General features: G+C 71.6%; 4 protein-coding genes. 2 read left to right on the plus strand and 2 right to left on the minus strand.

Going from position 1 to position 4683, the window contains the following annotated elements:
* Positions 1–1239, plus strand: a 1239-nt coding sequence (locus VFM98_RS13995) for a DUF3656 domain-containing protein (protein ID WP_325110527.1), incomplete at its 5' end; no start/stop codon positions are given.
* Positions 1240–1305: 66 nt separating this feature from the next.
* On the opposite strand, the gene VFM98_RS14000 is transcribed toward VFM98_RS13995, so the two are convergent.
* Entirely contained in the window at positions 1306–1524 is a 219-nt protein-coding gene (locus VFM98_RS14000) for a hypothetical protein (RefSeq protein WP_325110528.1), read from the minus strand.
* Positions 1525–1734: 210 nt separating this feature from the next.
* Positions 1735–2166: a PXPV repeat protein gene (locus VFM98_RS14005; RefSeq protein ID WP_325110529.1), complete on the minus strand. Its 432-nt coding sequence runs from the start codon at positions 2164–2166 to the stop codon at positions 1735–1737.
* A gap of 201 nt (positions 2167–2367) precedes the next feature.
* On the opposite strand from VFM98_RS14005, the gene VFM98_RS14010 reads away from it, so the two are divergent.
* The coding region (locus VFM98_RS14010) for an HAD-IC family P-type ATPase (RefSeq protein ID WP_325110530.1) at positions 2368–4683 on the plus strand (2316 nt) is incomplete at its 3' end.

Genomic DNA, 4683 nt, shown 5'->3' on the forward strand with positions numbered 1-4683 from the left:
ACGCTGCTCGACCAGGTCATCGAACGCCGCCCGGAATTCGCGCGCGCATCGAGCGGCCGCACCACATTCGCCTTCACTCCCGACCCCGAGCAGAACTTCAACCGCGAGTTCACCGACTACTTCGTCAACGGGCGCCAGGACGACATCGCGGCCCTGGATTCGCCCAAGAACCCTGGCCGCCCCATCGGCTGGGTGACGAAGGTGAACGCGGATTCCATCGAACTGGAACTGGACGACGCGCACGCGCTGCTGCACAACGGCGACGGCCTGTGCTACTTCGACCTGCAGAAGGACCTGGTCGGCGTCGCCGTCAACCGCGCGGAATTGCTCCCTCTCCCCTCCGGTGAGAGGGCTGGGGCGAGGGGCGCGGGGGGCACGCGCTGGCGCATCTTTCCGAAAGACCCCCTTTCCTCCTTCAAGGACCTGCGCAAGGGCACCCGCCTCAACCGCAACCGCGACATGGACTGGGTCCGCACGCTGGAGAAGAAATCCAGCGAACGCCGCATCGGCCTCTGGGCCGCCCTCACCGAAGCGCCCGACGGCTTCGTGCTGCGCCTGACCGACGAGGACGGCTACGTCGGCGAAGCCTCGGCCGCCTGCGCGAAGGAACCCGCGCGCGATGGCGACAAGGCGCTGGCAGCCGTGCGCGAACACCTGGGCCGTTTCGGCAACACGATCTTCGCGCCGCTGGACCTGCACCTGGACCTGGCGCAACCCTGGTTCGTGCCGCCTTCGCTGGTGAACGCCCTGCGCCGCGATGCGGTGGCCTCGCTGGAGGCGGCACGCGCGGCCGGCTACGAGCGTCCCGTCCGGGGGACGCCCGTCGAGCCGCCGGTCCCCTATCCCGAAGACACCCTCACCTACCTGGCCAACGTCTTCAACCAGAAGGCGCACGACTTCTACGCGAAGCACGGCGTCAAGGTGGTCGGCGCGGCGTACGAGTCGCACGAGGAGGAAGGCGAGGTCAGCCTCATGATCACCAAGCACTGCGTGCGCTGGTCCATGAGCCTGTGCCCCAAGCAGGCCAAGGGGGTGGTGGGCGTCAAGGGCACCATCAAGGCCGAGCCGCTGCAGCTGGTCAACGGCAGCGAGAAGCTCACGCTGCGCTTCGACTGCAAGCCGTGCGAGATGCACGTGGTGGGGCGGATCAAGAAGTCGGTGCTGCACCAGCAGGCCCGCGAGGCGCAGGCGGTGCCGATGAAGTTCTACCGCACTCGGCCGGCGCCCGGCCTTCGGTAGCTGTCGAGGAGCCCGCGCGCGGCGGGCTCCGCCTGGATTGCACTCGCGCTGTCGAGCCGGACGCGCTCAGTGCAGGGCCGGTTCCACGGCCGGGTAGGCGACCTCGCGGCCCATCATGGCGCGCGCGTAGAAGTAGTTGTTGCGGGTGCGTTCGCTCATCTGGTCGAGGTCCACGTGGCCCTGGGCGTCGCACGGAAAAGCGAAGTCGCGGCCGCTGTTCAGCGAGCGGAAGCAGAGCTGGAAGGCGCTGGACTTGCTGCTGGAGCTGGTGCTGGATTCGAACATTTCGGCTCTCCTCGATCTTCGGACGCTTCGCCTTTCGGCATGGAGTCACTATCGGCGAGCGGCGGGTCGGGCGCGATCAGCGCATGCTGAATGCGAGCCTCGGCGGATTCCCGTTCGCAAGCGCGGCGGCCGCCGAGACCGGTTAGGAACCGTCCTATGCCGAGCGAGGCTCAGGCGCACGCGCGGGCGGGCACCTGAGCCAACCGCCTGTCAGCGCACGTAACGGTTGTGCGGGGCACGGTCGAAGCGGTTCTGCACGCCGTCGCCGTCGGCGTCGCCGCGGTTCTTCTCCATCGCGGCAAGGTGCGCGGCCCGCGGCTCGTAGTAGCGCCAGTCGCGGTCGAACACGTTCTCGATGCCGTCGCGGTCGACGTCGCCCCACCGGTCATTGCGGGCTCGCTCATTGGCGCGGTAGCCACGGTGCGACCCGTAGTACCCGGTGCGGGGCTGCACGTACACCGGTTGCGGCTGCACGTAGACCGGTCGCGGCTGCACGTACACCGTGGCCGGCTGCGCGTAGCCCACCGGCACGCCGATGGACACCGCCACGTCGGTGCGGGCGTGGGCGGCCGAAACCGCAGCCAGCGACCCGAAGGCGACGGCGGCGGCGATGAAGGCCTTGGAGGAAGTGATGCGGTTCATGAGGGCTCCTTGGTTGGTGTGCCTCGATGATGCGGCGGGGTCCATGAACCGCTCCTGAACCGATCGCAAGTCGTTTTGCCGGCTTCCGCGCCCCGCTGAAGTCCCGCCGCAGCGCTTGCCGCGAGCAGCTCACGCCGCGCTTCGTCACGGCGCTTGAGCCCCGTCAAACCCGGCGTGCCACGGCCGCCGAATACTGGAGCCGTGACCACCGGCAACTGGCACTTGCGCGAAGCCGCCGACGTGGCCCGCGCCCACGCGGTGGACACCGCGATCGGGCTGGACCTGGACGAAGTCCGCGTGCGCGCCGCGCGCCACGGCCCCAACGAGCTGCCCACGGCGCCGCCGCGCAGCCTCGGCTCGCTCGTCGCGGAACAGTTCCGCGACCTCATGATCCTGGTGCTGGTCGCCGCCGCCCTCGTCTCGGGCGTGCTCGGCGACTGGGTCGACACGCTGGTGATCGTGATCATCGTCGTGCTCAACGCGGCGATCGGCGTGGTGCAGGCCTGGCGCGCCGATCGCGCGCTCGCGGCGCTGCGCCAGCTCGCGGCAGCGCAGGCCGTGGTGCTGCGCGGCGGGCGCACGCACAAGGTGCCCGCGCACGAACTCGTGCCCGGCGACGTGGTCCTGCTGGAAGCCGGCAACCAGGTGCCCGCCGACCTGCGCCTGTTCGAGAGCGTGCAGCTGCGCGTGGACGAATCGGCGCTGACGGGCGAATCGGTCACCGTGGCCAAGCAGACGGCCGTTCCCACGGGCGAGGTGCACGCGCTCGGCGACCGCGTCAACATGACATTCAAGGGCACCACCGCGACGCAGGGCCGCGGCCGCGGCCTCGTCGTGGCCACCGGCCGCGCCACCGAGCTGGGCCGGATGGCGGGACTGCTCGCCGAGGGCGGCTGGGAACCCACGCCCTTGCAACGTCGCCTGTCGGTGTTCGGCAAGCGCCTGGCATTGGCGGTGCTGGCGATCTGCGCCGTGGTGTTCGGGGTGGGCCTGCTGCGCGGCGAACCGCCCCTGCTGATGCTCATGACGGCCGTGAGCCTGGCGGTGGCCGCCATCCCGGAGGCGCTGCCGGCCGTGGTGACGGTGCTGCTCGCCCTCGGCGCGCGCCGCATGGTGGCGGTGAACGCGCTGGTGCGCCGGCTCGCCTCGGTGGAGACGCTGGGCTCGGTCACCTGGGTCTGCTCGGACAAGACCGGCACGCTGACGCAGAACCGCATGCGCGGCGAGGCGCTGCGCGATGGCGCCGGCCGCCGCTGGGAGAGCGGCTCGGGCGTGCCGCCCGAACCGTCGGAGCTGCTGCGCGCCGCGCTCCTGTGCAACGACGCGCAGCAGGCCGGCAACGGCGCGTGGGAAGGCGATCCCACCGAAACCGCGCTGGCCGAACTCGCCGTGTCGGCCGGCCTGGACCCCGGGCAGGAGCGGGCGCAGGCGCCGCGCGTGGCCGAACGGCCCTTCGATTCCACCCTCAAGCGCATGTCGACGTACCACCGCGCGGGGCACGGCGTGACCGGTTACGTGAAGGGTGCGCCCGAAGTCCTGGTGCCGTTGTGCGACGCCGTGTGGCACGCCGACGGCGCGCGCCCCATCGACGGTGCGGCCTGGCTGCGGCAGGCCGATGCGATGGCGGCCGAAGGCCTGCGCGTGCTCGCACTGGCGCGCCGCACGCTCGCTGCGCCGCCCGGCCCCGAGGAGGCCGACCGCCACCCGGCAGGCGTGCAGTTGCTGGGCCTCGTCGGGCTCATCGACCCTCCGCGACCCGAGGCTGGTGCCGCGGTGCGCGAATGCCGACAGGCGGGCATCACCGTGGCCATGATCACCGGCGACCATCCGGCCACGGCACGCGCGATCGCGCTGCGCCTGGGCATCGTGCAGGAGCCGCGCGCGCCCGTGCTCACCGGCGCGCAACTTGCCGGCATGGACGATGCGGCGCTGGCGGCGCGCGTGCGCGAGGTGCGCGTCTACGCCCGGGTCGATCCGCTGCAGAAGATCCGCATCGTGCAGGCACTGCAGGCCCACGGCGAGCTGGTGGCCATGACCGGCGACGGCGTCAACGACGCCCCGGCGCTGCAGCGCGCCGACATCGGCGTGGCCATGGGCCGCGGCGGCACGGACGTGGCGCGCGAGGCGGCCAGCCTGGTGCTGCTGGACGACAACTTCGCCACGATCGCCGCGGCCGTGCGCGAAGGCCGCCGCATCTACGACAACATCCGCAAATTCGTCCGGTATGCGATGACGGGCAACTCGGGCGAGATCGGCGTCATCTTCCTGGCGCCGCTGCTGGGGCTGCCGCTGCCGCTGCTGCCGATCCACATCCTGTGGGTGAACCTCGTGACCGACGGACTGCCCGGCCTGGCGCTCGCGGTCGAGCCCGCCGAGCCGGGCGTGATGCAGCGCCCGCCGCGGCCGCCGACCGAAAGCCTGTTTGCCCGCGGCCTCTGGCAGCACGTGCTGGCGATCGGCCTGCTGCTGGCGGGGCTGTGCCTGGCGGTGCAGGCCTGGGCGCTGGCCGCCGGCGAC

The sequence above is a fragment of the Ramlibacter sp. genome, from assembly GCF_035706265.1.
GTDB lineage: Bacteria > Pseudomonadota > Gammaproteobacteria > Burkholderiales > Burkholderiaceae_C > Ramlibacter.

Excerpts from the sequence above, each read along its gene's own strand:
- VFM98_RS14000 (WP_325110528.1), bottom strand. The coding sequence starts at position 1,524 with ATGTTCGAATCCAGCACCAGCTCCAGCAGCAAGTCCAGCGCCTTCCAG.
- VFM98_RS14005 (WP_325110529.1), bottom strand. The coding sequence starts at position 2,166 with ATGAACCGCATCACTTCCTCCAAGGCCTTCATCGCCGCCGCCGTCGCC.